General features: G+C 60.6%; 2 protein-coding genes and 1 pseudogene. 1 reads left to right on the plus strand and 2 read right to left on the minus strand.

The features are described from left to right. Positions 1-340, minus strand: a 340-nt coding sequence (locus EN884_RS35860) for a PTS glucitol/sorbitol transporter subunit IIC (protein ID WP_206617752.1), incomplete at its 3' end; no start/stop codon positions are given. 88 nt (positions 341-428) lie between these two features. Then, positions 429-866, minus strand: coding sequence for a transcriptional regulator GutM (locus EN884_RS35865; protein ID WP_013529327.1), 438 nt, complete (start codon positions 864-866; stop codon positions 429-431). Between the two features lie 196 nt (positions 867-1062). On the opposite strand from EN884_RS35865, the pseudogene EN884_RS35870 reads away from it, so the two are divergent. Then, positions 1063-1439 (plus strand): annotated as a pseudogene (locus EN884_RS35870) (hypothetical protein); the annotation flags it as partial.

The following is a 1439-nucleotide window of genomic DNA, read 5'->3' on the forward strand; positions in this document are numbered from 1 at the left end:
CGGCATAGAAGGCCGTCATCAGCACGACCAGCGTCGGAATGATGCCGGTGACGAAGCCGGCGAAGACCTCGCCGCCCTTCTGGAAGATGCCGATGAAGTACTTGCCGATGGCGGTCAGCCAGCCGAGCTGCTCTTCCTGCTGGACGTCCTTCAGCTTTTCCTTGAACTGATCGACGGTGATCGGTCCGCTGTCCGCTTGTGCGAGGACAACGAGATGGTCGGAGGCATGCTCGACAGCGAGCTTGCCATGCAATGCGGCATCCGAAACCATGGCACCTGCGACATGCAGATTGTGCACGGCCATGTCGGCATGCTGCGCCAACAACGAAAATACAGACATTTCTCCTCCTTATGCCACCCGCCGGTTGATCCCAGTCGGTGCGCGGCGTCCTCTATCCCTTTGATTTAGAGCCCGAAATCATCCGGCTCTAAGCCCTTGCTACGTTCAAACCGGACAGGCCCGGCTTCTTCCCCGGCTCCGACCGTGTCTTGTCGATCTGCTCGATCGCCCGTTTCACGGCCTCGGCCACACCGGGTTCCCCCTCCCCCATGATTGCAGGGTTGGACCGGAGTCGATCGAGGGGAACACCCTCGAATTCTTCATGTCTCTTGAACTTGGTGAAGACGGAACGGCCGCTCATCACCATCAGGCGGCGCACGACCAGATCGGGCGTCACCACCACGAGCGCGATGGTGCCCTTGGCCAACCGGCCGCGAAAATTGCCGGCTCCGACGAAGCCGTCCTTGTACTGGTCGGTGACGCCCCTGAAGACATCCGAATAATGCCGCATCTGCAGCCAGACGCCGAGCGACTGCAGCGCCCACACGATAACCAGCAGAAGCAGTCCCCACTGCCAAATCGCCATTCGGTTCTCCTCCCGAAGCCTCAGTTGAATCGCACCTTGGACCGGCGCGTGACAACAGCAAAGTGAGAACATTTGTTTCCGAGAATGTCAATATGTATGATATTGGCCTCTGAAGCGGTCATCCACAGGGCCGCTGACAGATTTCGGCGGCGGCGCGCTTGTGCTAGGCTGACCGGGAAACAGGATACGAGGAAACATGGACCTGCCCTTCAGGGACGAACTGGCCTTGATGCCCGATCTTCGCCATCGGCTGCGGCAGTTGCGCTGGTTCCGCGCCACCTTTCGCGGCAGCGCCAAGGTGGTCTCGGACACGTTCGGCGTGCGCTTCGAGATCGACGAGGCCAAGCTCACCAGGGCCTTTCTCGACTGGGTCGAGATCATGGAGGGGCAGAAGCGCTTCGCCGCGATCGACCGCGCCGACTTCATCGTCTTTGCCGCCGGCCTCGTGCTGCGTGAGCTGATAAAACAGGCGCCGGCCAGGGAAATCTCCGACCTCACGCAGCTGATCGAGACGGAAACGAACGCCGGCACGCTGGAAATCGTCCGCTTCTGGCCGGAGGGTTTCCTCTACAC

Origin of the sequence: Mesorhizobium sp. M7A.F.Ca.AU.001.01.1.1 (genome assembly GCF_004022735.1) — a bacterium.
In the GTDB taxonomy this organism is placed as follows: domain Bacteria; phylum Pseudomonadota; class Alphaproteobacteria; order Rhizobiales; family Rhizobiaceae; genus Mesorhizobium; species Mesorhizobium ciceri.